General features: G+C 71.5%; 18 protein-coding genes. 8 read left to right on the top strand and 10 right to left on the bottom strand.

Features of this window, described 5'->3' with window-relative positions; genetic code table 11:
* Positions 1–56: 56 nt before the first annotated feature.
* The gene (locus ABH929_RS06045) at positions 57–1,244 is read right to left on the bottom strand and encodes a glycosyltransferase (protein WP_404560488.1); all 1,188 of its coding nucleotides are present in this window, start codon (positions 1,242–1,244) and stop codon (positions 57–59) included.
* A 48-nt stretch (positions 1,245–1,292) separates the two neighbouring features.
* Here ABH929_RS06045 and ABH929_RS06040 point away from each other — a divergent pair, with 48 nt between their 5' ends.
* The gene (locus ABH929_RS06040; RefSeq protein ID WP_404560487.1) at positions 1,293–2,516 is read left to right on the top strand and encodes a polysaccharide pyruvyl transferase family protein; all 1,224 of its coding nucleotides are present in this window, start codon (positions 1,293–1,295) and stop codon (positions 2,514–2,516) included.
* A gap of 12 nt (positions 2,517–2,528) precedes the next feature.
* Here the strand turns inward: ABH929_RS06040 and ABH929_RS06035 are convergent, their stop codons facing one another.
* Both ABH929_RS06035 and ABH929_RS06030 read right to left on the bottom strand, forming a co-directional pair.
* On the bottom strand, positions 2,529–3,521 hold the full coding sequence (locus ABH929_RS06035) for a GH25 family lysozyme (RefSeq protein WP_263091064.1): 993 nt from the start codon (positions 3,519–3,521) through the stop codon (positions 2,529–2,531).
* 92 nt (positions 3,522–3,613) lie between these two features.
* Entirely contained in the window at positions 3,614–4,852 is a 1,239-nt protein-coding gene (locus ABH929_RS06030; protein ID WP_404560486.1) for an acyltransferase family protein, read from the bottom strand.
* A 105-nt stretch (positions 4,853–4,957) separates the two neighbouring features.
* Between ABH929_RS06030 and ABH929_RS06025 the strand changes: the two genes are divergently transcribed.
* Positions 4,958–5,989, top strand: a complete 1,032-nt coding sequence (locus ABH929_RS06025; RefSeq protein ID WP_404560485.1) for a lysylphosphatidylglycerol synthase domain-containing protein — start codon at positions 4,958–4,960, stop codon at positions 5,987–5,989.
* A gap of 179 nt (positions 5,990–6,168) precedes the next feature.
* Here ABH929_RS06025 and ABH929_RS06020 read toward each other — a convergent pair whose 3' ends face one another.
* The gene (locus ABH929_RS06020; RefSeq protein ID WP_404560484.1) at positions 6,169–7,740 is read right to left on the bottom strand and encodes a DUF2142 domain-containing protein; all 1,572 of its coding nucleotides are present in this window, start codon (positions 7,738–7,740) and stop codon (positions 6,169–6,171) included.
* Between the two features lie 10 nt (positions 7,741–7,750).
* Entirely contained in the window at positions 7,751–8,221 is a 471-nt protein-coding gene (locus ABH929_RS06015) for a GtrA family protein (protein WP_404560483.1), read from the bottom strand.
* A gap of 113 nt (positions 8,222–8,334) precedes the next feature.
* Between ABH929_RS06015 and ABH929_RS06010 the strand changes: the two genes are divergently transcribed.
* From ABH929_RS06010 to ABH929_RS05990, 5 genes are all read left to right on the top strand, one after another.
* The gene (locus ABH929_RS06010) at positions 8,335–9,471 is read left to right on the top strand and encodes a 5-(carboxyamino)imidazole ribonucleotide synthase (protein WP_404560482.1); all 1,137 of its coding nucleotides are present in this window, start codon (positions 8,335–8,337) and stop codon (positions 9,469–9,471) included.
* Between the two features lie 276 nt (positions 9,472–9,747).
* Positions 9,748–11,409, top strand: a complete 1,662-nt coding sequence (locus tag ABH929_RS06005) for a glycoside hydrolase family 6 protein (protein ID WP_404560481.1) — start codon at positions 9,748–9,750, stop codon at positions 11,407–11,409.
* A gap of 94 nt (positions 11,410–11,503) precedes the next feature.
* On the top strand, positions 11,504–12,661 hold the full coding sequence (locus ABH929_RS06000) for a hypothetical protein (RefSeq protein WP_263091051.1): 1,158 nt from the start codon (positions 11,504–11,506) through the stop codon (positions 12,659–12,661).
* Between the two features lie 54 nt (positions 12,662–12,715).
* The gene (purE, locus tag ABH929_RS05995) at positions 12,716–13,183 is read left to right on the top strand and encodes a 5-(carboxyamino)imidazole ribonucleotide mutase (protein ID WP_228505476.1); all 468 of its coding nucleotides are present in this window, start codon (positions 12,716–12,718) and stop codon (positions 13,181–13,183) included.
* A 237-nt stretch (positions 13,184–13,420) separates the two neighbouring features.
* Entirely contained in the window at positions 13,421–14,176 is a 756-nt protein-coding gene (locus ABH929_RS05990) for a glycoside hydrolase family 16 protein (RefSeq protein ID WP_263091050.1), read from the top strand.
* An 11-nt stretch (positions 14,177–14,187) separates the two neighbouring features.
* Here the strand turns inward: ABH929_RS05990 and ABH929_RS05985 are convergent, their stop codons facing one another.
* The 5 genes from ABH929_RS05985 to ABH929_RS05965 all read right to left on the bottom strand — a co-directional run bounded on the left by ABH929_RS05985 (position 14,188) and on the right by ABH929_RS05965 (position 21,282).
* A complete protein-coding gene (locus ABH929_RS05985; RefSeq protein WP_263091049.1) occupies positions 14,188–15,330 on the bottom strand; it encodes a glycosyltransferase family 1 protein in 1,143 nt (380 codons plus the stop codon).
* A 190-nt stretch (positions 15,331–15,520) separates the two neighbouring features.
* Positions 15,521–16,372: a dTDP-4-dehydrorhamnose reductase gene (rfbD, locus tag ABH929_RS05980; protein ID WP_404560480.1), complete on the bottom strand. Its 852-nt coding sequence runs from the start codon at positions 16,370–16,372 to the stop codon at positions 15,521–15,523.
* The gene (rfbB, locus tag ABH929_RS05975; RefSeq protein WP_159573664.1) at positions 16,369–17,355 is read right to left on the bottom strand and encodes a dTDP-glucose 4,6-dehydratase; all 987 of its coding nucleotides are present in this window, start codon (positions 17,353–17,355) and stop codon (positions 16,369–16,371) included. The genes rfbD and rfbB overlap by 4 nt, the downstream gene beginning before the upstream one ends.
* Positions 17,352–20,351 (bottom strand): hypothetical protein, encoded by a 3,000-nt coding sequence (locus ABH929_RS05970; RefSeq protein ID WP_404560479.1) that lies wholly within the window; start codon positions 20,349–20,351, stop codon positions 17,352–17,354. The genes rfbB and ABH929_RS05970 overlap by 4 nt, the downstream gene beginning before the upstream one ends.
* Positions 20,341–21,282, bottom strand: a complete 942-nt coding sequence (locus tag ABH929_RS05965; protein ID WP_138803750.1) for a glycosyltransferase family 2 protein — start codon at positions 21,280–21,282, stop codon at positions 20,341–20,343. The genes ABH929_RS05970 and ABH929_RS05965 overlap by 11 nt, the downstream gene beginning before the upstream one ends.
* A gap of 129 nt (positions 21,283–21,411) precedes the next feature.
* On the opposite strand from ABH929_RS05965, the gene ABH929_RS05960 reads away from it, so the two are divergent.
* Positions 21,412–22,020, top strand: a complete 609-nt coding sequence (locus ABH929_RS05960) for a dTDP-4-dehydrorhamnose 3,5-epimerase family protein (RefSeq protein ID WP_404560478.1) — start codon at positions 21,412–21,414, stop codon at positions 22,018–22,020.
* The last annotated feature ends 6 nt before the right edge of the window (positions 22,021–22,026 follow it).

Raw genomic sequence — 22,026 nt, 5'->3', positions numbered from 1 at the left:
GGCCCGGTGCCGGTCCGTGGGGCCGGCACCGGGCCTCCTGTGCGTCTGCCGCGTCGTCAGCCGATGGCTGCGCGCAGCACCGCCCGGTAGCGCTCGCCGATGCGCTCGGTGGAGAAGTCCGCAGCCGACACGACGGCCTGCTCCTGGTACCTCGCCCGCGCGGCGTCGTCGGTGAGCACGCGGCGCAGGGCGTCGCGGAGCGCGTCGACGTCCCCGGGGGCGACGAGGACGCCGGACACGTCGTCGTGCACGACGTCCCGGATGCCGGGCAGGTCGCTCGCGACGATCGCGGCGCCGACGGCAGCGGCCTCGAGCAGGGTGACCGGCAGCCCCTCCTGGTCGCCGTTCGCCGCGGGGATCGACGGCACCGCCACGACGGTCGCCGCGGCCAGGGTCTCGAGCACCTCGGTGCGTCCGCGCTGGCCCAGGAACGTCACCGGCAGTCCGGCAGCCTGCTGCTCGAGCTGCGCCCGGTAGGGGCCGTCGCCGACCACGGTGAGTCGCCACGGCACCTCGTCGCCGAGTCCCCGGAGCGCCTCGATCAGGTTGCCGAAGCCCTTCTTCTCGACGAGCCGGCCGACCGCCACCACGTGGTGCTCCTGCGCGGGGACGCGGGCGCGGGTGGCGCGGGCCGGACCGAGGTCGACGCCCATCGGGATGACGGTGGAGCGCGCCTCGGGCACGCCCCACTCCGTCAGGCGCTCGCGCATCTCGGAGTTCACGGTGGTGACGTGGGCCGAACGGCCGAAGACCCAGCGCTTCAGGCGGACCAGGGGAGCGGCACGGAGCGCGTAGACGTCCCCGCCGTGGGTGGTGACGACGAGGGGGACGCCCGGGGCCGCCAACGTCGCGACGAGTGCCTGCGGGATGGCCCAGTGCGCGTGGATGACGTCGGGCTTCGCGGAGCGGACCACGCGGCGGATCGCGAACCACTGCGCGAGCACCAGGGCCGGCACCTGCACGATGCGCGAGCGGCGTTCCTTGAGGTTGTCGAGGATCGCGCCGTCGGCCAGGTCCTCGAACGCCTTCGGGAAGTACGGGAACCGCCGGACGCCGACGTCGCCGATGCGTTCGGTGGTCGCGCCGCCCGGGACCCGCGGGGTGAGCACCATCGTGTCGAACTCGAGGGCCTCCTGGTGGGCGAGGTCGAGCACGAACGCCGGCACACCGTCGTCCGGGCGGGCCGGGAACGTCGATCCGAGGACGAGCAGGCGGGGGCGGGCAGAGGGGGTGGGGCGGGACATCGTGCCTTTCCGGGGGTCGCGGGGGACGGTCCGGTAGGCTCTCCACCCGTGCGCGTTCTGATCCACAATAGCGATTCGCCCCACAACCGCGGGGACCGGGCGATCCTCGCCGGCAACGTCGAGCTCGTCCGTCGACGGTGGCCCGACGCCGAGATCGTCTCGCTGTCGCAGTACCCCGAGCGGGACGCCGCGTGGTTCGGGATCCGGTTCCTGCCGGTGTCGCCGTACAGCACCGGCATCGGCGACCTCTTCGCCCTGCTGCGTGCCGCGCGCGGCGCCGACGTCGTCCTGTGGGGTGGCGGCGAGATCCTCAAGGACTACACGAACAAGCTCGGCCTCGTGTACTGGTTCGGCAAGATGCTGCTCGTCCGTGCGGTCAACGAGAACCTGGTCGGGGCCTTCCAGGGCATCGGTCCGACCACCGCCGGCGTCAGCAAGCGCCTGATCCGCGCCACCGTCGACCTGTGCCGCTCGTTCGCCGTCCGCGACGACGAGTCCCGCGAGAAGCTCCTGGCGTGGGGCGTGACGACGCCGATCGTCTCGTCCTTCGACCCGGCCGTCGTCGGCACCGTCACGGTGCCGGACGCCGGTGTGCTCGAGCGCCTGGAGCGCACCACCGGCCTCACCGCCGAGCGTCTCGACGGTTCGATCGGGTTCGGCGTCCGCCGCTGGTTCCACTACAAGCGCAGCGGCTGGATCCCGTTCCGCTTCCTGCCGAAGCGCTTCCGCCAGACCGGCGTCGACAGCGACCGACTCGTCACCTACCGCCAGGCCGTCGCGGACCTGGCCGACCGTGTCATCGACCGGTGGGACGCCGACGTCGTGTTCTACCCGATGCACATGGAGGCCTCGGAGGGCGATGCCGCCTTCGCGCGCGAGGTCATCGCGCTCATGCAGCACGGCGACCGCACCCACGTGGTCGAGGCCGACGAGTTCTCGCCCGCCGAGTACGCGGGTCTGATGTCCCGCAGCCGCCTGTTCCTGGCGAGCCGCCTGCACTCCGCCATCGTCGCGACCATCGCGGGCGTCCCGGCCGCCGTGCTCTACTACGTCGACAAGGGCCGACTGTTCTTCGAGCAGATGGGTCAGCAGGAGTTCTCGAAACCGATCGAGGCCGCGCTCGAACCCACGTTCGTCGACGACGTCACGGCCCAGCTCGAGGCGCTCGACGCGAACCGCGACGCCGTCCGCGAGCAGCTCGCCGACGGCGTCGCCCGGATGGCGACCGCCCTCGACGCCGACTTCGCCGAGGCCACCCGCCAGACCCGCTGACGTCCGGCGGGGCTACTCCGTCTTCTTCGCGAACGCGCGGAGGTTCGCGCCGTCCGCGCTGCGGTAGACGTCCTGGTCGCCCGGGAGCGTCCCGCTGGCCGCCCACTGCCAGAAGCGCCACCCCGTGGACTTCCAGCTGGCCCCGAGGGTCCCGGGGCCGGAGAAGTCCTTGACCGGGTAGATCGCGACGAACAACGGGTTCTTCGCGAACCGGATGCTGTTGTTCGTGCAGCGCTTCCACCAGTCGGTCGTCGTGTAGATCGCCGGGTAGCGGTGCGTCTTCTTGTAGACGGTCGCCGAGAAGTCCGCGATCCACGACCGCATCTGCGGCCAGCTCTTGCCGTAGCAGACGCCCTGGGCCGCGGTGCCGTACTCGATGTCGAGCAGCGGGGGGAGCGTGACGCCGTCGGCCGTCCACTGCCCGCCGTGGGCGAAGAAGTAGTTCGCGGTCGCCGCGCCGCTGGCCTTGCTCGGCTGGGCGTACACGTAGCCGCCGCGGATGAAGCCGGCGTTCTTGGCGTTCCGGTACTGCGACGCGTACGTCGAGCTGACGTACGAGACGCCCTCGGTCGCCTTGATGTAGGCGAAGCGAGCGCCGAGTCCGTACGCCGCCGTGAAGTCGACGTTCGGCTGCCAGGCACTGACGTCCATGCCGTTGATCTTGCCCGTCGGGCGCTTCGCCGCGGCGGCGGCGACCTTCGTGTTCGTGCCGAGGGGTGTCGGCCCGACCGGCAGGTCGGCGGCCACCCGGGTCTGCCCGGCGTGTGCTGCGATGCCGGCCCCCATGACGTGGTTGCCGCTCGCGTCCATCTCGGCGACGGACGGCCCAGTGGTGGTCCCGGTCGCGGTCGCGGTGGTGCTCGCGCTGGTACCGGCGCTCGAGCCGGCCGACGCCGTCGCGGTGCCTGCTGTCTCGGACCACGCTGGACCGGCCACGAGTGTCATCGCCCCGGCCACCACCGTCGCCGTGCCCAGGCCGAGGAGTCTTCTGCTGGATCTGCGCATGCGGTCTCGTCTTCCCTGTCGAGATGCGTGGAGCCCTGTCGCCCACGTCGCGTCCGGGCCATGGTAGCCGCCGTGGCACGGGGCGTGGCCGCTCAGCGCACGCTGGACTCGCGTACCGGCTGGACGGTCTCGACGGTGGGGATCGGCTCCCGCGAGGTGACCTCGGCGGCGGCGTGACGCTGCCGCTGGTTGAGGAAGTTGCGCTCGACCAGCCACCAGAAGCCGACGCAGAGTGCGATCGTCACGGGCACCACGACGACGACCATGACGAGGAACTGCCACTTCGTCGAGAGCCCCAGGGGCAGCAGGAGCAGGTTGCCGAACGCCAGCAAGGGGCTGTGGAAGAGGTAGACCGAGTACGAGACGAGTCCTGCGAGGACGAACGGCCGCCATGCGAGGAACCGCGAGAACCAGGTGTGGTGTCCCGTGACGGCGGCCACGCCGAGCCAGGTGAGGACGATCCCGGAGAGCACGCCGATGGCGATCTCCGACGGCCAGGTCTGCTGCTGGAAGTAGAGACGACGCGAGGCGAACATCAGGACCATCGCCGCGGTCGCCGCGACGACGAGGGCGCCGGTCACCCAGCCGGTCCACCGCGGCGCGAGGAACCGGAGCCGTCCCTCGAGGTGCGCGTCGCGGGCCCGCACGGTGATCGCCGCCGCGAGCATGCCGATGGCGAAGAGCCCCACGAACCACGGGTGCATCGAGGCGTCCCGGTTCTCGACGCCCATCCAGAGCCCGGCCGCGACGAGCACCGAGGTCGTCACCCACCCGCCGAGCAGGCGCCACATCGGCAGGATGAGCAGGGCCATGAGGAAGTAGATCTGCCACTCGATCGCGACGCTCCACATCGGCCCGTTGATCTTGCCGATGTACGTGGGGAAGAAGTCGTGCACCAGGAACAGGTGCGTCAGGAACGCGCCCCACCCCATCGGGAGCTTCGTGTCCCACTGCGTGCCGTTCGGGTTGTGCATCACCGGCACGAACAAGACGACCAGGGCGAAGAACACCAGCGCCGCCCAGTAGGGCGGGAGGATCCGTCGCGCACGTCGCCAGATGAACTTCCAGAAGCCGCCGGGTACGCGGTAGCCGTCGGAGCGGGTCATGACCGGCAGCATGAGCACGTAGCCGGACAGCACGATGAACAGCGGGACACCGAGGTAGCCCCACCCGATGATCGGACGCATCCACGGCATGTCCGTCTTCGCGGCGTCGGTGAGGCCGGTGAACAGGTAGGTGTGGTGGAACACGACGGCGAAGGCTGCGAGTCCTCGAAGCCCGTCGAGGTACGTGAACTCGAGTCGGGCGCTCTCCCGTGGCTGGCTGGGCAACGGCATCCTCGTGTCGGTGTTCGGTCGGTCGTGTCGGCGGCAAGTTTCGCACACACCGGAGCGGCTAGCATGTCCTGAGCTCAGCAGCACCGGCAGGAGACCCGTTTGTCAGGAACCACCAGCGACGCCCCGGCCCCCGAGGGGAAGCGTCCGCCGACCTGGCGACGGTTCCTCGTCAAGGCGGTCCCGATCGTCTTCTACGTGCTCCTCGCGGTCTTCCTCGTGCTGTACGTCCGCAGCGTCGACTGGGGGCAGCTCGCCGGGCTCGACTGGCAGTGGTCCTGGGTCGTCGTGGCGACGCTGATCAGCCTCGGTTTCCGCTACTGGGGCGTCGGCATCTGGTTCTACCTGCTGCGACGGCTCGGCGCGACCGGCCTCAAGGGCTCCGGCGTGACGCTCACCTACGTGTACGCGAAGTCCTGGATGGGCCGCTACATCCCCGGGGCCGCGACCTGGATCATCGGCAAGGTCTACTTCGCCTCGAAGCACGGTGTCTCGAAGGCCCGGCTCGGCGTCAGCGGCCTGCTCGAGGGGGCGCTGCAGATCGCCGCCACCCTGGCCCTGGCGCTCGTGCTGCTGCTCATCGACCCCCGAACGCACGCGCTCGACCCGTGGCTCATCGCGCTCATGGTCGCGGCGTTCGTCGGCTGCGTCGTCTGCCTGATCCCGCGGGTCTTCGTCTTCCTGATCGGCATCGCGCTGAAGATCCTGCGCCGCAAGCCGCTCGAGGCCGACGTCCGCCCGAACCTCGGCACGGTGCTCGGCGGCGCCGGGCTCTACGTCGCCGGTGCGATCCTGTCGGGCACCGCGTACTACTTCATCACGCTGGCGGTGTACCCGTCGCTCGAGCTCAGTGACGCAGCGTTCGTGATCGGTGCCGCGAGCATGGCCTCGGCGATCAGCATGCTCGCCGTGTTCGCCCCCGGTGGGCTCGGCGTCCGCGAGGGTGTGCAGGCGCTGCTCCTCGCCATCGTGATGCCGGTGCCCATCGCCCTCGTCGTGGTGGTCGTCACCCGTGTCTGGAGCCTGGCGGTCGACGGGCTGTTCCTGCTCTGCGCCGCAGCACCCACGTGGTTCCGGCGCAACCGCCCGACCGACGACCCCTCCGCGGTCGAGGGTGGCGTCCCCGCTGCCTGACGCGCACTCCGTGAGCAGGAATGGTCGGGTCCGCGGTGCGCGACCCGACCGTTCCTGCTCACGATCGGGGTGCACCCGACGCGCGTGACGACGGACGGGAGGCCCGGTGCCAGCTGGAACCGGGCCTCCCGTCCGTCTCGTGGGGCGTCCACTCCGTCAGCCGCACGTGCGACGCGTGGTCACGACGCGAGCCCGGCCACTCGACGGTCGGCACGGGCGACCTGCACGACCGACACGACGAGCCCGACCGCGACCAGGGCCACGACGACGACGAGCACCGACGGCGGCACCGGCCCGATCTCGGTGTAGCGGAGCAGACCGCGGCCCGTCACCGGGAACAGGGCGGCGTTCCAGAACCACGCCGACGCCACCGCGAACCCGTACACGCCCACGGCGGGCAGCAGGACGGCCAGGCCCACCGCGACCCACGAGCGTGCGCGTCCGGCGGGCACCAGGCGGCGCCAGGCCAGGGCGCTCAGCACGATCAGGCACAGGATCGCGGGGAAGTAGTAGCGGCCCTGGGTGGCGGCGACCTCGGTCGTCCGGAGGTACGCGCCCGCGCTCGTCTCGTTCTGGATGCCGATGAGCAGGGCCGGGAACACCGCCAGGCACAGGGCCACCCGCAGGTCCGGGCCACGCCGGAACGCCCAGCCGACCAGGACGACCAGGACGATGATCGTCAGGACGGCGGTGAGCAGGTCGCCCATGCTCACCTGTGCCCGGGCACCGAAGCTGCCCCAGAACGTGCGGGCCAGGGTTCCCCAGCTGACGTCGAGGAAGTGTCCCAGGGTCGGGTGCTCGCCCGGTGGGAAGTCCTTCGGCGGCCGCATGGACGCGTAGCCGTTCGGCTGGATCCGGCCGTAGGCGAACCAGTTGTGGATCCACCACCACGCGCCGATGCCCCCCGACACGGCCATCGCGACCACGGTGCGTACCACCCGTTGCCGCAGGGACAGCACCCCGGCACCGGCGACGAGCACGGCGACGGCGACGAACGGCACCGCGGGCAGACCGGTCCCCTTGATCCAGACCAGGGCGCCGAGGACCACCGCCAGGGCGATCGTGGTGCGCCACCGGGTGTCGCCGGTCAGCAGCCGGGTGGCGAGCCACACGACGACGCCGGCGACGAGCAGCACGGGGGCGTCGTTCGAGAACGAGGACCCGATGGACGCGAGCTCGGGCGTCGCGAACACCGCGAGCCCGCCGACGAGAGCGGCGCGCGGGGAACGGGTCACCCGGCGGACGGACGCCCATGCGAGCAGGGGGAGTGCGGTGACGGCGAGGACGTCGGCGAGTCGGAGCGCGATGAACGCCCGGTCCCACCGCAGGTCGCCGAAGTCCACGGCCCGGAGCACGGCGGCACCGGCGAGGTAGGCGGTCGGCGGGTGCTGGGTCATCTGGTTGACGGTCGCGGACGGCCCGGGTGCGTTCTGCAGCAGCTCGCTGACGGTCGACCACTGGCTGGACGGCTTCGTGGCCAGCTCGGCCTTCGCGGCCTCGACGGCGTTCGTGACGTGCAACTCACCGGGCGCGGCCCAGTCGTCGCCGAGTGCGACGTGCACGGCGGCGTCGATGTGGGCGGTCTCGTCCGGCGCCTGGAAGACGGGGACGACCAGTGCCCAGGCGACGAGCCACAGGCCGAAGGTGGCGGTGATAACGGCGATCGCCACACGCTCCCACCGAGCCGTGCGGGGTGGCGCGGTGGTGCAGGTGCCGGTGGGGGTGCGGGTGGTGGTCTCGTGGGCCGTCACCCGATCGATCCTAGAGGGAGTCCTGGCGTGCGACGTCGGCCGCCGCGGGCACCGTGGCGGTGCGTTCGGGGTGGTACACCCACACCTTGTAGAGCCAGAAGCGGAACACCGTGCCGAGCACGAGGCCGACGATGTTCGCGACGTTGTCGGCGAAGACCGAGGTGAGTCCCATCGCGTAGTGGGACACCCCGAGGCACGCGAGCGCGATGACCATGCCACCGAGCGACACGACGACGAACTCGACGCCCTCCCGCGTCGCGACTGCACGGCGCTGCTCACGGAACGTCCAGTACCGGTTGCCCATCCAGTTCACGAAGATGGCGACCACGGTCGAGATGACCTTCGCCCAGAACGGCCCGGAGTGCACGTCGTCGGGGTTCAGGACGGTGATGCGCAGGACGTTGAACACCGTGGTGTCGACGACGAAGCCGACGGCGCCGACCACGCCGAAGCGTGCCAGCTGGGCAATGAGGCGCCGCACGTGCCCTCCAGGATCCGTAGAGTTGTCGCGGGCCGTGCACAGTGCGACCCGAACAGCGATTGTAGACAACGCGTTCACCCCGGATGGTGCGAACGCCGGAAGGATCACACAGCATGGCGTTGCGCGTCGGGGTCATCGGCGGAGGACAGCTGGCACGGATGATGGTGCCGGCCGCCGTCGAGCTGGGGATCGACATCCGGGTCCTCGCCGAGGGACCGGGCATGTCGGCATCGATCGCCGCCACGGCCGAGGGCGACTACCACGACGTCGAGACCGTCCTGGCGTTCGCCCGCGACGTCGACGTCGTCACGTTCGACCACGAGCACGTGCCGCAGGACGTCCTGCGCGCCCTGGTCGACGCCGGCGTCGCCGTGCGGCCCGGCCCGGGCCCGCTCGCGGTCGCCCAGGACAAGATCACGATGCGCACGAAGCTCAGCGAGCTCGGCCTCCCGGTGCCGGACTGGGCGGCGGTGCGCGACCCCGACGAGCTCCGCGCGTTCCTCGACGAGCACGGCGGCCGTGCGGTCGTGAAGACGCCGCGCGGCGGCTACGACGGCAAGGGCGTCCGGGTCGTGTCGGACCCCTCCGACGTCGACGACTGGTTCATCGCCGTCGCCGAGGCCGGCGGCGACCAGGCCCTGCTCGCCGAGGAACTCGTGCCGTTCACCCGCGAGCTCGCGCAGTCCGTCGCCCGTCGCCCCTCCGGCCAGGTGGTCGCGTGGCCGCTGGTCGAGACCGTGCAGCGCGACGGTGTCTGCGCCGAGGTCATCGCCCCCGCGCCCGACAGCGCCGGACGCATCGCCGACGTGGCGGAGTCGATCGCGGTCCGGATCGCCGAGGAGCTCGGGGTCACCGGGGTCCTGGCCGTCGAGCTGTTCCAGACCGCCGACGAGCGCATCCTGATCAACGAGCTCGCGATGCGCCCGCACAACACCGGGCACTGGACGATCGACGGTGCGACGACGAGCCAGTTCGAGCAGCACCTGCGCGCCGTCCTCGACCTGCCGCTCGGTGCCACCGGGTCGTTCGCCCGGGTTGCCGTGATGATCAACGTGCTCGGCGGACCGGCCGACGGCGACCTCGCCGCCCGCTACCCGGCTGCGCTCGAGGCGTTCCCCGAGGCGAAGTACCACTTCTACGGCAAGGCACCGCGCCCGGGTCGGAAGATCGGCCACGTCACGGTGATCGGCGACGACGTCGACGACGTCGTCTACCGGGCGCGCGCAGCGGCGGCGCACTTCGACGACTGACACCGGGTCCGTCGACCGGGCGGATGACGGACTGGGCCCACGCCGCCGGTCCCGGAACGACGCGCCAGCGGCGGTCCGGCCGTGCCGGTGACGGGAGGCCCGTGGCGACGCCGCCACGGGCCTCCCGTCCGTCCGCCTGTCGCGTCCAGGGCGGCCGGCGCGTCCCCAGGACTGCCGACACCCGCTCGGGTGGCACCCGCACTGGCGGGTGGTGACCCGCGCACGGCCCGTGTTCCCATGGACCGGTCAGGGGTCGACCGTCCGAGGAGTGTGTCCATGCGCCGCCGTCCGCGCCGTGCTGTCTTCTGCGGCACCGCCGTCGCACTCGCCGCCCTCGCCGGCGCGCTGCTGCCGGTGAGCGGCGCGTCCGCTGCCACGTCCGCCACGACGATCCGGTCCGCACCGGCTGCGTCCCTGTACGGTGCCGGTCCGTACCGGTCACCCACGAGCGAAGCAGCCAAGGCGGCCACCGCGCTCGCCGCCTCGGACCCCGCCGGTGCCACCGCGGCCTCGACGATCGCGCGGTACCCCGTCGCGACCTGGCTCGGCGAGTGGACCCAGGGCGCCCAGTTGACCAAGACGATCAGCGCTGCGGTCACCGGCGCCGACGACTCCGGCACCACCCCGGTGTTCGTGTTGTATGCGATCCCGGACCGGGACTGCGGCGGGTACTCCGCCGGCGGGTTCTCGGAAGCCTCCTACGACGCCTGGGTCGACCAGGTGACCGCGGCGCTCGCTGGACACCGCGCCGCCGTGATCGTCGAGCCGGACTCCCTCGCGATGCTCAGCAACGCGAAGTGCAGCACCACGCTCGACGACCAGCGCTACCGTATCCTGTCCCGCACCGTCGCCGGGCTCACCGCCGCAGGCGTGCCCGCGTACCTCGACGCCGGCAACTCGAACTGGGTGCCACCGGCGACCATGGCGGCCCGGCTGAACAGCGCGGGCGTGCAGCAGGCCCGCGGGTTCTTCACGAACGTCGCCAACTACTACCCGACCGCCCAGGAGCAGGCCTACGCGCAGAAGGTGTCCGCTGCGACCGGTGGCTCGCACTACGTGATCGACACCTCGCGGAACGGACAGGGCTGGCGCGGGACCTGGTGCAACGGTCCCGGCGCCGGACTCGGCACCTCGCCCCGGCTCGCCACCGACGGCACCGCACTCGACGCCCTGCTGTGGGTGAAGACCCCCGGCGCGAGTGACGGCACCTGCAACGGCGCCCCGGCTGCGGGCAAGTGGTGGTCCTCCTACGCCCAGGCCCTGGTCGCGAACGCCCGGCTCGGAGTCCCCGCGGCCGACCTCGCTCCGCAGGGATCGCTCGAGGTCGTCGCCGGCACCGGCGGTGGCGTCCGGGTCCGGGGTTGGGCGTTCGACGAGGACGACCCCACCCAGCCCGTCCGGGTCCGTGCCACGGTCGACGGCGTCGCCGCGGGAGCCGTGACCGCCGGCCTCCGCCGCACCGACGTCGACGCGGCCGCCGGCGTCGGGGCGACCCACGGCTTCGAGGCCGTCGTCCCCGCTGCAGCCGGCGCTCGCCGGGTCTGCGTGACCGCGGTCAACATCGGCGCCGGCTCGGACACCACGCTCGGGTGCGCCACCGTCCGAGCCTTCCGGCACGATCCGTACGGCGCCCTCGAGTCGGTGCAGGCGGTGTCCGGCGGTGTGAGCCTGCGCGGCTGGGCGTTCGACGGCGACGCCGTGGCGACCGCGACCTCGGTGGTGGTCAGCGTCGACGGCCGGCGCGTGCAGTCGTTGTCAGCGGGCCGGACGCGCGCCGACGTCGACCGGACCTGGGGCGCCGGCGTGGCACACGGGTTCGCCGGCACGGTGTCCGTCAGGGCGGGCAAGCACAAGGTGTGCGCGGTCGCCCGGAACGTGGGGCTCGGGGCGGACCGGCTCGTGGGCGCCTGCCGGACGGTGACGGTCGGTCGGCGCTGACGGTGCGGCGCTGACGGTGACGGTCGGTCGGCGCTGACGGTGCGGCGCCGACGGTGCGGCGTGGCGAGGTCGCTCCGTGCGGGATGATGGGCGCATGCCGCGTGATCTCGTCCGCCGGGCCGCTCGCCGACTCCGCCGAGCCGTCATCGGTGCACCTGCCGCACCCACCGCACCCGCGCCCGCACCCGCGCCCGCGCCCGGGCCGCGGGCCGCCGGGTCCGGGCCCACACCGCTGCCGATCCTGGGCTACGTCGTCGCGGGCGGCGGCGGCGCGCACCCCGCGTCCGCCCACGTGCGGGTCGTCCGGCGGACCGAACACCTGGCCGCGAGCGGTACCGCGCGGGTCCGGCAGGTCGACCCCGGTGCGTTCGTCGACGGCACCGACACGACCCCCTACACCGCGGTCCTCGTCCAGCGGGACAACCTGCCGCGCGACGCCGTGCAGACGTTCCTCGACGTGGCCGCAGCACGGGGGATCCGCGTCGTCGGAGAGGTCGACGACGACTTCTTCACCGACGCCGGGCGCGAGCGACTGTCCCGGGCCGAGTACGACCCGGACCGCCTCGCTTCGATCGACGCACTGGTCCGGGGCGCCGACACCGTCGTGGTGAGCACGCCGGAACTCGCCGACGTCGTGCGTCCGGTCGCGCGCGACGTCACGGTGGTGCCGAACGCCCTCGACCCCGGACTCTGGACACCCGGAGCGACCGAGGACGACGACGAGCGCCCGCACGGCGAGCACCGGGTGCTCTACATGGGCACGCTCACCCACGCCGCCGACCTCGAACTCCTGCGCGACGTCTTCACCGACCTGGCCACCGCCGACGGCACACCGATCCGGCTCGAGGTCATCGGGGTCACCGACGAGGGCGGCGCCGACTGGTTCCGCCGCGTGGAGGTGCCGGACGGCCACTACCCGGCGTTCTCCCGCTGGCTCGTGGCACACCGCGAGCGTTGGAGCGCCGGCGTCGCGCCCCTCCGCGACGAGGAGTTCAACCGCGCCAAGAGCGACCTGAAGTTCCTGGAGTACACCGCGCTCGGCCTGCCCGCGGTGGTCTCCGACCGGCCTTCGTACGCCGTGGCACGAGCCCACGGGGCCGTCGCGGTGCCGGACGACGCCGGGGCATGGCGTGATGCGGTGCGCGCCGCCGTCGAGCGCGGGACGGCCGATGACCGGGCCGTCCGGTGGGTCACCCAGGTGCGCACGATCGGCCGCGACGACGACGCCTGGCGCCGCGTGCTGCTCGGCTAGGCTCGTCGCGTGACCGACACCGACGCACCCGTCCAGCCGCTCGTCTCGATCATCATGGGGTCGGACTCCGACTGGCCGACGATGCGTGCCGCGGCCGACATCCTCGCCGAACTCGGCATCCCGTTCGAGGCGGACGTCGTGTCGGCGCACCGCACGCCCGACAAGATGACCCGGTTCGCCCGCGGCGCCGCCGAGCGTGGCATCCGCGTCGTGATCGCGGGTGCCGGTGGCGCCGCGCACCTGCCGGGCATGGTGGCGTCGATGACCACGCTGCCCGTGATCGGCGTGCCCGTCCAGCTCGCGCGGCTCGACGGCCTCGACTCGCTGCTGTCGATCGTGCAGATGCCGGCCGGCATCCCGGTGGCGACGATGGCCATCAACGGTGCCGCGAACGCCGGACTGCTCGCCGCGCGGATCATCGGCACCTCGGAGCCCGCGGTCGCAGCTCGCCTGACCGACTACGCCGACGGCCTCGAGCGACTCGTCGAGGAGAAGGCTGCGCGTCTGCGCGACTCCCTCTAGGGACCCGCACGACGCCGCCGGCCTCCCCAGAACGGGGGACGCTACACGGTGCTGATCAGCACTTTCTCGGCGTGGACGGAACGTTCTGCAACCCCCGCGTACTGGGGATACGTCGGTCCTGTCAACCCCGCGCGCGGGCTGCACTTCGCAACTACGGTGAACGGCGGGTGGTCGAGATCCGGCCGCCCGGCACCCACGGGAACGGGTGCGAACCGTCACATCAGGGAGTGACAGCTCATGCAGCAACACGCAACCAAGCGGGCCGCGCTCACCGTCGTGCTCCTCGGCGCCGTGCTCGTCGCAGGACCGTTCGGGTCGGGGAGCGCGGCGTTCGCCAGCTCGGCACCGACCGCGGACGTCGGGCCGTTCAAGCAGACCTTCCGCGAGAACTTCAACACCCCCGCGGCCGCCAACGGTGTGTTCGCGAAGACCTACGCGAAGTCGTGGCAACCCTACCCGGACGGCACCGGGGGGATGTACTCCTCGAGCACGCAGATCAGCGCGCACGACGGGTACATGGACGTGAAGCTGGACGGCAAGCACGGCTCCGCCGGCACCTTCGGCACCCCGACCGGGGCGTGGGGACACAAGGGCGGGAAGTTCATCGTCCGTGCCAAGGCCCTCGGCGGCAACGGGAACGGCGCGGCCTTCATGCTGTGGCCATCGTCGGACAAGTGGTCGGACGGCGAGATCGACTACCCCGAGGCGGACTTCGACCAGAAGCCGATGCTGCACCACCACTCGATGACGCCCGGGCAGGAAGCCACCACGACGAGCATGAGCACCGGCGTCACGTGGCGCTCCTGGCACACCTACTCGATCGACTGGGTACCGGGGAAGTCCGTCAGCTACCGCCTCGACGGCAAGGTGATCAAGACGATCACGAAGCACGTCCCGAAGACGGCGCACCGCTACATGTTCCAGGTGGGCAACTGGGGCGCCTCCGGGCACCTGTGCATCGACTGGGTCGCCACCTACGCCTACAAGGGCTGACGCCGGCGGCGTCAGAGGTCTGCGTGCAGCTGCCAGGTCTCGGCGGCGGAGTCGCTCCAGTCGTACATCCGGGCCCGGTCGGGTCCGGCGACGGCGAGCTGCCCGGCCAGCACGGGATCGTTGACCACCTGGTAGACCGCCTGCGCGATCCGTTCCGGGTAGGAGTCCAGTGGGCCCCGTGCGACGGTCACGCCCGCGTCCGACGCAACCTCGGCCACGGCGGGGTCGTCGGAGTGGATGACCGGGGTCCCGAAGCTCATGGCCTCGATCACGGGCAGCCCGAACCCCTCGGCGAGGCTCGGGAACACGAACACCGTGGCCCGGTCGTAGACCACGGCGAGGTCGGCGTCGTCGATCCGCCCGAGCACCTTCACCCGGTCGCGGGCGAGCCCGGCGCGCTCGGCGGTGCCGTACACGTCGACGTCGCCCCAGCCGTCCGGGCCGGAGATCACGAGCGGGATGTCGGCAGGGGCGTCGGGGTGCGCGAGCGCCTCGATCAGGGACCCGAGCGCCTTGCGTGGTTCGAGCGTGCCGACGGCCAGCACGTAGCGGTCCGGCAGGCCGAGACGCTCGGCGCGCAGGTCGGCGTCGACGGGCAGCCGCAGTCGACCGCTCGGGGCGCCGCCGATGACCCGGAGTCGGTCGTCGAACCGGTGGATCTCGTTCAGAGCGCTCGCGACCGCGTGGGTGGGCACGACGACGGCGTCGGCGTGCTTCCACGCGCGCTTCACCATCGCCTTGTGGAAGTGGACGCCACGGGGCGTCAGGGTCTCGGGGTTCGTCCACGGCACCGTGTCGTGCACGGTCACGACGGTCTGCCGGCCCGGGTCCTGGAAGCGGTCGTGCTTGACCAGGGGAGCGAGGACGCTCGGCGCGTGCACCATGCCCTTCGCGATGCCACCGACGAAGCCGCCCTGCCACGCGAGCGAGAGTTCACGGCGGGCCAGCGGCAGACGCTGCAGGTCGGACAGACCGGGCAGCAGGGTGCGCAGGTGGGCCATCTCGTCGGAGCCCACCGCCGACACGACCCCGGCCACGTCGCAGCCGGTCGGCGCGTTGGCGACGAGGTGCCGGGCGAGCTCTTCGGCGTACCGACCGATGCCGCCCGGAACGGGGGCGACGACCTGGTCGACGAGGACGTGGAGGGTGGTCATGGTGCTGGTCTCCTCGTCGTGGTGATGGGGCCGAGGACCGGCCCGGCGCCCGGCTGCCCGACCCTACCAGGGCGGGCGTGCTGGCCCCTGAGCGCCGCCGGCGGGGTGCGGCAGGGGACCGAGACGGGAGGCCCGGACCACGTCCGCGACCCGGCGGACGTGATCCGGGCCTCCCGGTCGACTGCCGTGCCTACGTCGTCAACGCCCCTGCGGCCACCGCGGCGCGCAGCGCCTCGCGCCAGTCGCGCATCGGCGCGAGGCCGGCGCGCGACCAGCCGTCGTGTCCGAGCACGCTGTACGCCGGGCGCGGCGCCGGACGGACGAACGCCGCGCTGTCCGTCGGCAGGACGCGCTCGGGGTCGAGCCCGAGCGCGGTGTAGATGGCGCGGGTGAAGTCGAACCACGACCCCTGCCCGGCGTTCGTGCCGTGGTAGACGCCTGCGGGGGCATCCCCGTCGACGAGCTCGACGATCCGAGCGGCGAGGTCGCCGGTCCACGTCGGCTGACCGACCTGGTCGGTGACCACGCTCACGGTGTCGTGCGAGCCGGCCAACCGGAGCATCGTCGCGGCGAAGTTCGGTCCGTGCGCACCGTAGATCCAGGCCGTGCGGACGACGTACGACGTGTCCGGAGCGATCTCGCGAACGAACGCCTCGCCCGCCGCCTTGGTGCGGCCGTAGGCGTTGATCGGGTCGGTCGGCGCGTCCTCGGCGTACGGGGCGGTGCCGTTGCCGTCGAAGACGTAGTCCGTCGACACCGTGACGAGCTTCGCGCCGTGGCGGACCGCGGCCTCGGCCAGGAGCTCCGGGCCGGTCGCGTTGACGGCGAAGGCCTCGTCCTCGTGGTCTTCGGCGTCGTCGACCTTCGTGTACGCGGCCGAGTTGATCACGACGTCGTGTCCGGCGACGGCGGCGTCCACCGCGGCCGGGTCGGTGATGTCGAGCTCCGCGCGTGAGCGCGCCGTGACGTCGCGGCCGGCGAGCGCGGCCTGGAGGTCACGGCCGAGCATTCCGGCTGCGCCGGTGATGAGGTACCGGGTCATGCGATCGCTGCTCGCTCCTTGAGCGGCTCCCACCACGAACGGTTGTCGCGGTACCACTGCACGACGTCGGCCAGGCCCTGCTCGAAGGGGACCTGCGGCTCGTAGCCGAGCTCGGCCTGGATCTTCGAGATGTCGACCGAGTAGCGCAGGTCGTGCCCGAGCCGGTCGGCGACGCGGTCGACGTACGACCAGTCCTTGCCGGTGGCGTCGAGGAGCAGCTGCGTGAGCTCCTTGTTGGTGAGCTCGGTGCCGCCACCGATGTTGTAGATCTCGCCGGCGCGGCCGCGGGTCAGGACCATCGCGATGCCGCGGGTGTGGTCGTCGACGTGCAGCCAGTCGCGGATGTTGTTGCCCTCGCCGTACAGCGGGACGTGCACGTCGTCGATGAGGTTCGTGACGAAGAGCGGGATGACCTTCTCGGGGAAGTGGTACGGCCCGTAGTTGTTCGAGCAGCGCGTGATCGACAGGTTCAGCCCGTGGGTGCGGTGGTAGCTCCGGGCGAGCAGGTCGCTGCCGGCCTTCGACGCCGAGTACGGGGAGTTCGGCTCGAGCGGGCGCTCCTCGTCCCACGAGCCCTCGCTGATGGAGCCGTAGACCTCGTCGGTGGAGACGTGCACGAAGCGCTCGGTGCCGTGGCGGAGCGCAGCGTCGAGCAGTCGCTGGGTGCCGACGACGTTCGTCTCGACGAAGATGCCGGAGTCGCGGACCGATCGGTCGACGTGGGACTCGGCGGCGAAGTGCACGATCGCGTCGACCGTGGGGACGACCTCGTCGAGCTTCGCGGCGTCGCGGATGTCGCCGTGCACGAAGGTGTAGCGGGGGGAGTCCGCGACCGGGGCGAGGTTCGCCTCGTTGCCGGAGTAGGTGAGGGCGTCGTAGACGACGACCTCGGCGCCCTCCAGGCCGGGGTAGGCGTCCTGCAGGGTGCGACGGACGAAGTTCGAGCCGATGAATCCGGCTCCGCCGGTGACGAGGATCTTCACGTGGTCTGGTTCCTTTGCGTTGCCGTTGGCGTTGGATCGACTGCTGATTCTAGGGTGTCGGCCGAACGGTCGTCGGGACCGTCCGTCGCGCCGCTGTCGGGACCGGTGGCCGGGCCGTCGACGGCGTCTGCCGGTCGGCGTCGTCGGCGGCGCCGGACGGACACGGACACGAGCACCGAGGCCGCGACGGCCACCAGGATCGCGCCGCCGGTGACCAGGCCGCCGATCGCTGCGCGGGGGACCGCGTAGTGCAGGCGGACGGTGTGCTGGCCCTTCGGCACCCAGACCGCGCCACCGGCGTTGTCCGCCGTGACGAGGTCGCTGGGTTCGCCGTCCACCGTGGCGCTCCAGCCGGGGCGCAGCACCGAGTCGGCCACGACGAGCCAGCCGCCCGTGGACGCGTCGACGTCCGCCACGGTCTCGTTCGTGTCGCCGTCCTGCAGGTCGACGGTGGCGTCGCCGCCCCCGGCCGTGTGGTCGGGCGTGCGGTTCAGGACGACCGTGTCGTCGGGCAGTGACGGGTCCGCGAGCGTGCGGATCCGGTCGGCGGCCGTGGTCACGACCTGCTGGTCCGACGCCCACCGCACCCGGTCGAGCGCCGAGTCGCGCTCGTAGACGGTGGCGTCGCCCGTGTGCACGACGGACACGCCGTCGCCGGAGACCGGTCGGGTGATGCTCATCACCGCGTGGCCGTCGTCGTCGGTGCCGATCGGCACGAGCTTCGACTGCCCCGTGATCGTGATGCGGACGTGCCACTTCGTGTCCGCGGGGATGTCCGAGCCGGGCAGCGCGATGTTCCGTCCGCCGCCGAGCGCCGGCACCCAGCTCTCGGTCTTCGCCAGCGTCTTGCCGGTGCCGTCGGCGATCACCGCGACCGTCATGGTCATGCCGCCCTTCGACGTCGTCAGCGCCGGGGGGCCGGTGATCGTGATGCCGTTGAGCGGCCCGGAGTTCGTGGCCGAGTCGACCGACGGGTTGTCCGCGGTGAGGTCGGACCACTTCGTCTGGGAGTCGCCGTCCTCGGTGGTGCCGGCGAGCGGTGCCGAGGGATCGGCGACGAGGTACTTCGTCGCGACGCGGTCGAGGATCGGCGACTCGACGAGCGACGGGATCAGGTTGGGCGAGAAGCTCAGGTAGGTGGCGGTCGGGTACGTGTCCGGGTCGAGCGACCGCATGAGCTGCTTCCACTCCTTGGTCTGGAACGCGTGCCCCGTGACCGAGCGGATCCCGTAGTACGTGGCCGAGCCGGGCAGCGTGGCACTCCCGGTGGTGGCGTAGCGCTCCTGGTCGGAGACGTTCTGCTGCAGGTACGCGAGCGCCGGCGTCGTCGGGTAGAAGGTCGAGAGCGACGCGATCGGCCACCACTTCTGCGTGGCCGAGATCGCGGGGACGACGACCATCGCGGCGATCGCCACGGCCACCAGGACGTGGACCACACGCGACCGGAAGAACCAGGCGAGCAGCACTGCGACACCCACGGCGGCGCCGATGATGCCGACCGTCAGGGCCTCGACCTTGGTCTGGTGGACGTACTCGGTCGGGACCGCCTCGAGCGCGAGCATCGTCTGCAGCCCGATGGACAGCGTGAACAGCACGACGAGGACGATCGCGACGATCCGGCCGGTCCGGCGGAGCGGGCTCGCGGCACGGAAGCGGGCGAGTTCGTCACGCAGGGTCTCCGGCTCGACGACGCGACCGAAGCCGATGCCGGCGAGTGCCGCTGCGAAGAACCCGACGACCACGCGGGCGCGACCGATCGGGTTGCTGTCGAAGACGGGGAGCTCCCGGGCCGCGGCGAGGATCGGGCCGCCGAGGAACACGAGGACGACGCTGAAGGCCAGCATCGCGGCGACGATCGTCAGGACACCACGGGTGCGACGGCGGACGAGGACGCCCCGGTCGGCCGACAGCTGGCTCGTGGCCGGACGGATGAGCACCGCGGCGGCGATGAGCACGACCGCGGCGATGCCGATGTAGGAGTACTCCTCGACCGGGTTGCGGTTGCTCCACGCGGCACCGGAGCTGCCGAGGAACGAGACGTCGGGGATCCACGAGGTGACCATCGGCCGCGACCCGAGTCCGCTGCCGCCGTGCTGTCCGCGACCGCCGAAGTCGACGACGTTCGAGGCGCTGATCGCGAAGGGCAGGAGTTGCCACGCCGAGAGCAGCAGGCCGAAGACGATGCCGCCCACGGCGATCAGCCCGCTGAGGACCACACCGCGCAGCGCACGGTGGGCGACGATCGTACGGGCCAGGAAGAAGATCCCGCCGACGAACAGGCCGTAGCCGACCACGGCGGGGAACCCACCGAGCAGCATCGAGCACACGACGACCCCGACGCCGATGACGTCACGCGCCCGGAGCTCGACCGCGGCACGGTCGATGGCCCAGAAGAGCAGGGGGATGAACGCGGCGACGCGGGTCTGCGGCCAGTTCGACCACGCCACCATGAAGCCCGACGAGGCGAAGACCAGCGAGGCGATCGGCCAGGCTGCGCGCGGGACGCTCCACCGGCGCAGCAGGAGCGACATGCCGACGGTGACGGCCACGATCTCGAGCAGCTTCACGGCACCCGGCGCGTAGCTGAACGGCAGGATCCACCACGGCAGCGACAGCGGCGACCACGCGCCGGAGTTCGGCACCCCGCCGAGTTCGACGCCACCGGCGACGAACGGGTTCCACGCGGCGAACACGCCCTCGTGTGCGCTCCGCACCAGCAGCGTGGTCTGCGGGAACACGCTGTCCAGCGTGTCGCTCGTCAGGATGTTGGTCGACCCCGTGGTGGTCTCGAAGGACTCACCCCACGGCGTGTACCGGTTGAGCAGGCCGGTGTTCAGGAACGTGCCGTGGCCGATGAGCGCGGGGCCGATCGTGAACACCACGAACGCCGCCAGTGCTGCCCATGCGACGATCTCCACGCATCCCTGTGGACGGCGGAGCCAGAGCGCGAAGCGGGTCCGTCGGTCGAGGCGGTCCACCACGCGCTCAGTCGCCATACCGCTGCAGCTTCTGCAGGTCGAGCTGTTCCTCGGCCAGGGTGCGGTTGAGCCGCGTCAGGTCGGCGACGACCCCGATCACGACCGCCAACAGGGCGGTGATGAGCAGGACCACGCCGAGGATGATCGACTGCAGGTGGTTCCCGCCCGTGTGCATGGCGAGGAGCACCAGGTAGCGGACGAGCGGCCAGGCGCCGAGCGCACCGAGGATCGCGGCGACCCAGGCGAACAGCGCCATCGGGCGGTACATCAGGTACACGCGGGCGATGGCGGACCCGGACTGGAACATGTGCTGCCAGATGTTGCTGAACAGTCGCGACTCGCGGGTCTTCGGGTTCGTCGTGATCGGGATCGAGGCGATCGCCAGACGCTTGTACCCGGCCTGCACGATGGTCTCCATGCAGTAGCTGAAGCGCGTCACGATGTTCAGACGGATGAGCGAGTACTTCGAGTAGGCGCGGAAGCCGCTCGCCGCGTCGGGCAGGTCGAGTCCGGCTGCGCGCGACGCCACCCAGGAGCCGAAGCGCTGCATGAGCTTCTTGAACCCGGAGAAGTGCTCGATCGTGCGCGTCTGGCGGTCGCCGATGACGATCTCGGCTTCCTGACGGAGGATCGGCTGCACGAGCTCGGCGATCTGGGCCTGTGGGTACTGGTTGTCGCCGTCGGTGTTCACGACGATGTCGGCGCCGTGGAGCAGGGCGTAGTCCACCCCGTCGCGGAACGACCGGGCGAGACCCATGTTCGTGGTGTGGTGCACGAAGTGCCGCACACCGTGCTCCTTCGCCACCTCGACGGTGCGGTCCGTGCTGCCGTCGTTGATGACGAGGACCTCGATCTCGTCGATGCCGTCGATCTGCCGAGGGATGGAGTCGAGGACGCTCGCGAGGGTGTTCTCCTCGTTGAGGCAGGGGATCTGGATGAAGAGCTTCACGGGTACGCAGTGTCTCGTTTCTGGGTTCCGGCAGGTGCGCGAGGCCAGGACAGCCTATGCGACCACAGGGATCGGTGCAGGTCCGGCCCGCCGCCGGTGGTGGTCCGGGCGGCTTGGTAGGGTGCAGCAGTGCAGATCCGCGAACTCAAGATCCCCGACGCGTGGGAGTTCACGCCCGTCCAGCACGGCGACGCACGAGGAGCCTTCCTCGAGGCGTACCGCGCCGACGTCCTCGAAGAGACGGTCGGCCACCCGCTGGACCTCCGCCAAGTGAACATGTCCATCTCGTCGGCCGGCGTCGCCCGCGGGATCCACTACGCCCTCGTCGCCCCGAGCCAGGCGAAGTACGTGACCGCCGTCCGCGGCGCCTTCATCGACTACATCGTCGACATCCGCGTCGGCTCGCCGACGTTCGGGCAGTGGGACTCGGTCCGCATCGACGACGTCGACCGCAAGGCCGTGTACCTGTCCGAGGGCCTCGGCCACGCGATCGTCGCGCTCGAGGACCAGTCGACCGTGAACTACCTGGTCAGCGCGCACTACGACCCCGAGCGCGAGAAGGGGATCACGATCCTCGACCCGACCGTGGGCCTCACGCTGCCGGACGGCATCGGCGACCCGGTGCTGTCCGAGAAGGACACCAGCGCCCCGACGCTCGAGGCAGCCGCGGCCGCCGGTCTGCTGCCGACGTACGACGAGTGCGTCGCCTACACCGAGTCCCTCCGCACGACGAAGTAACGAAGT

Source organism: Curtobacterium sp. AB7 (genome assembly GCF_044909335.1).
GTDB lineage: Bacteria > Actinomycetota > Actinomycetes > Actinomycetales > Microbacteriaceae > Curtobacterium.
This window is presented reverse-complemented; position numbering and strand designations above follow the sequence as displayed.

Coding starts and splice junctions, on each gene's coding strand:
- ABH929_RS06045 (WP_404560488.1), bottom strand. CDS start 1,244: ATGTCCCGCCCCACCCCCTCTGCCCGCCCCCGCCTGCTCGTCCTCGGA.
- ABH929_RS06035 (WP_263091064.1), bottom strand. CDS start 3,521: ATGCGCAGATCCAGCAGAAGACTCCTCGGCCTGGGCACGGCGACGGTG.
- ABH929_RS06010 (WP_404560482.1), top strand. CDS start 8,335: ATGGCGTTGCGCGTCGGGGTCATCGGCGGAGGACAGCTGGCACGGATG.
- ABH929_RS06005 (WP_404560481.1), top strand. CDS start 9,748: ATGCGCCGCCGTCCGCGCCGTGCTGTCTTCTGCGGCACCGCCGTCGCA.
- ABH929_RS06000 (WP_263091051.1), top strand. CDS start 11,504: ATGCCGCGTGATCTCGTCCGCCGGGCCGCTCGCCGACTCCGCCGAGCC.
- purE (WP_228505476.1), top strand. CDS start 12,716: ATGGGGTCGGACTCCGACTGGCCGACGATGCGTGCCGCGGCCGACATC.
- ABH929_RS05990 (WP_263091050.1), top strand. CDS start 13,421: ATGCAGCAACACGCAACCAAGCGGGCCGCGCTCACCGTCGTGCTCCTC.
- ABH929_RS05985 (WP_263091049.1), bottom strand. CDS start 15,330: ATGACCACCCTCCACGTCCTCGTCGACCAGGTCGTCGCCCCCGTTCCG.
- rfbD (WP_404560480.1), bottom strand. CDS start 16,372: ATGACCCGGTACCTCATCACCGGCGCAGCCGGAATGCTCGGCCGTGAC.
- ABH929_RS05970 (WP_404560479.1), bottom strand. CDS start 20,351: ATGGCGACTGAGCGCGTGGTGGACCGCCTCGACCGACGGACCCGCTTC.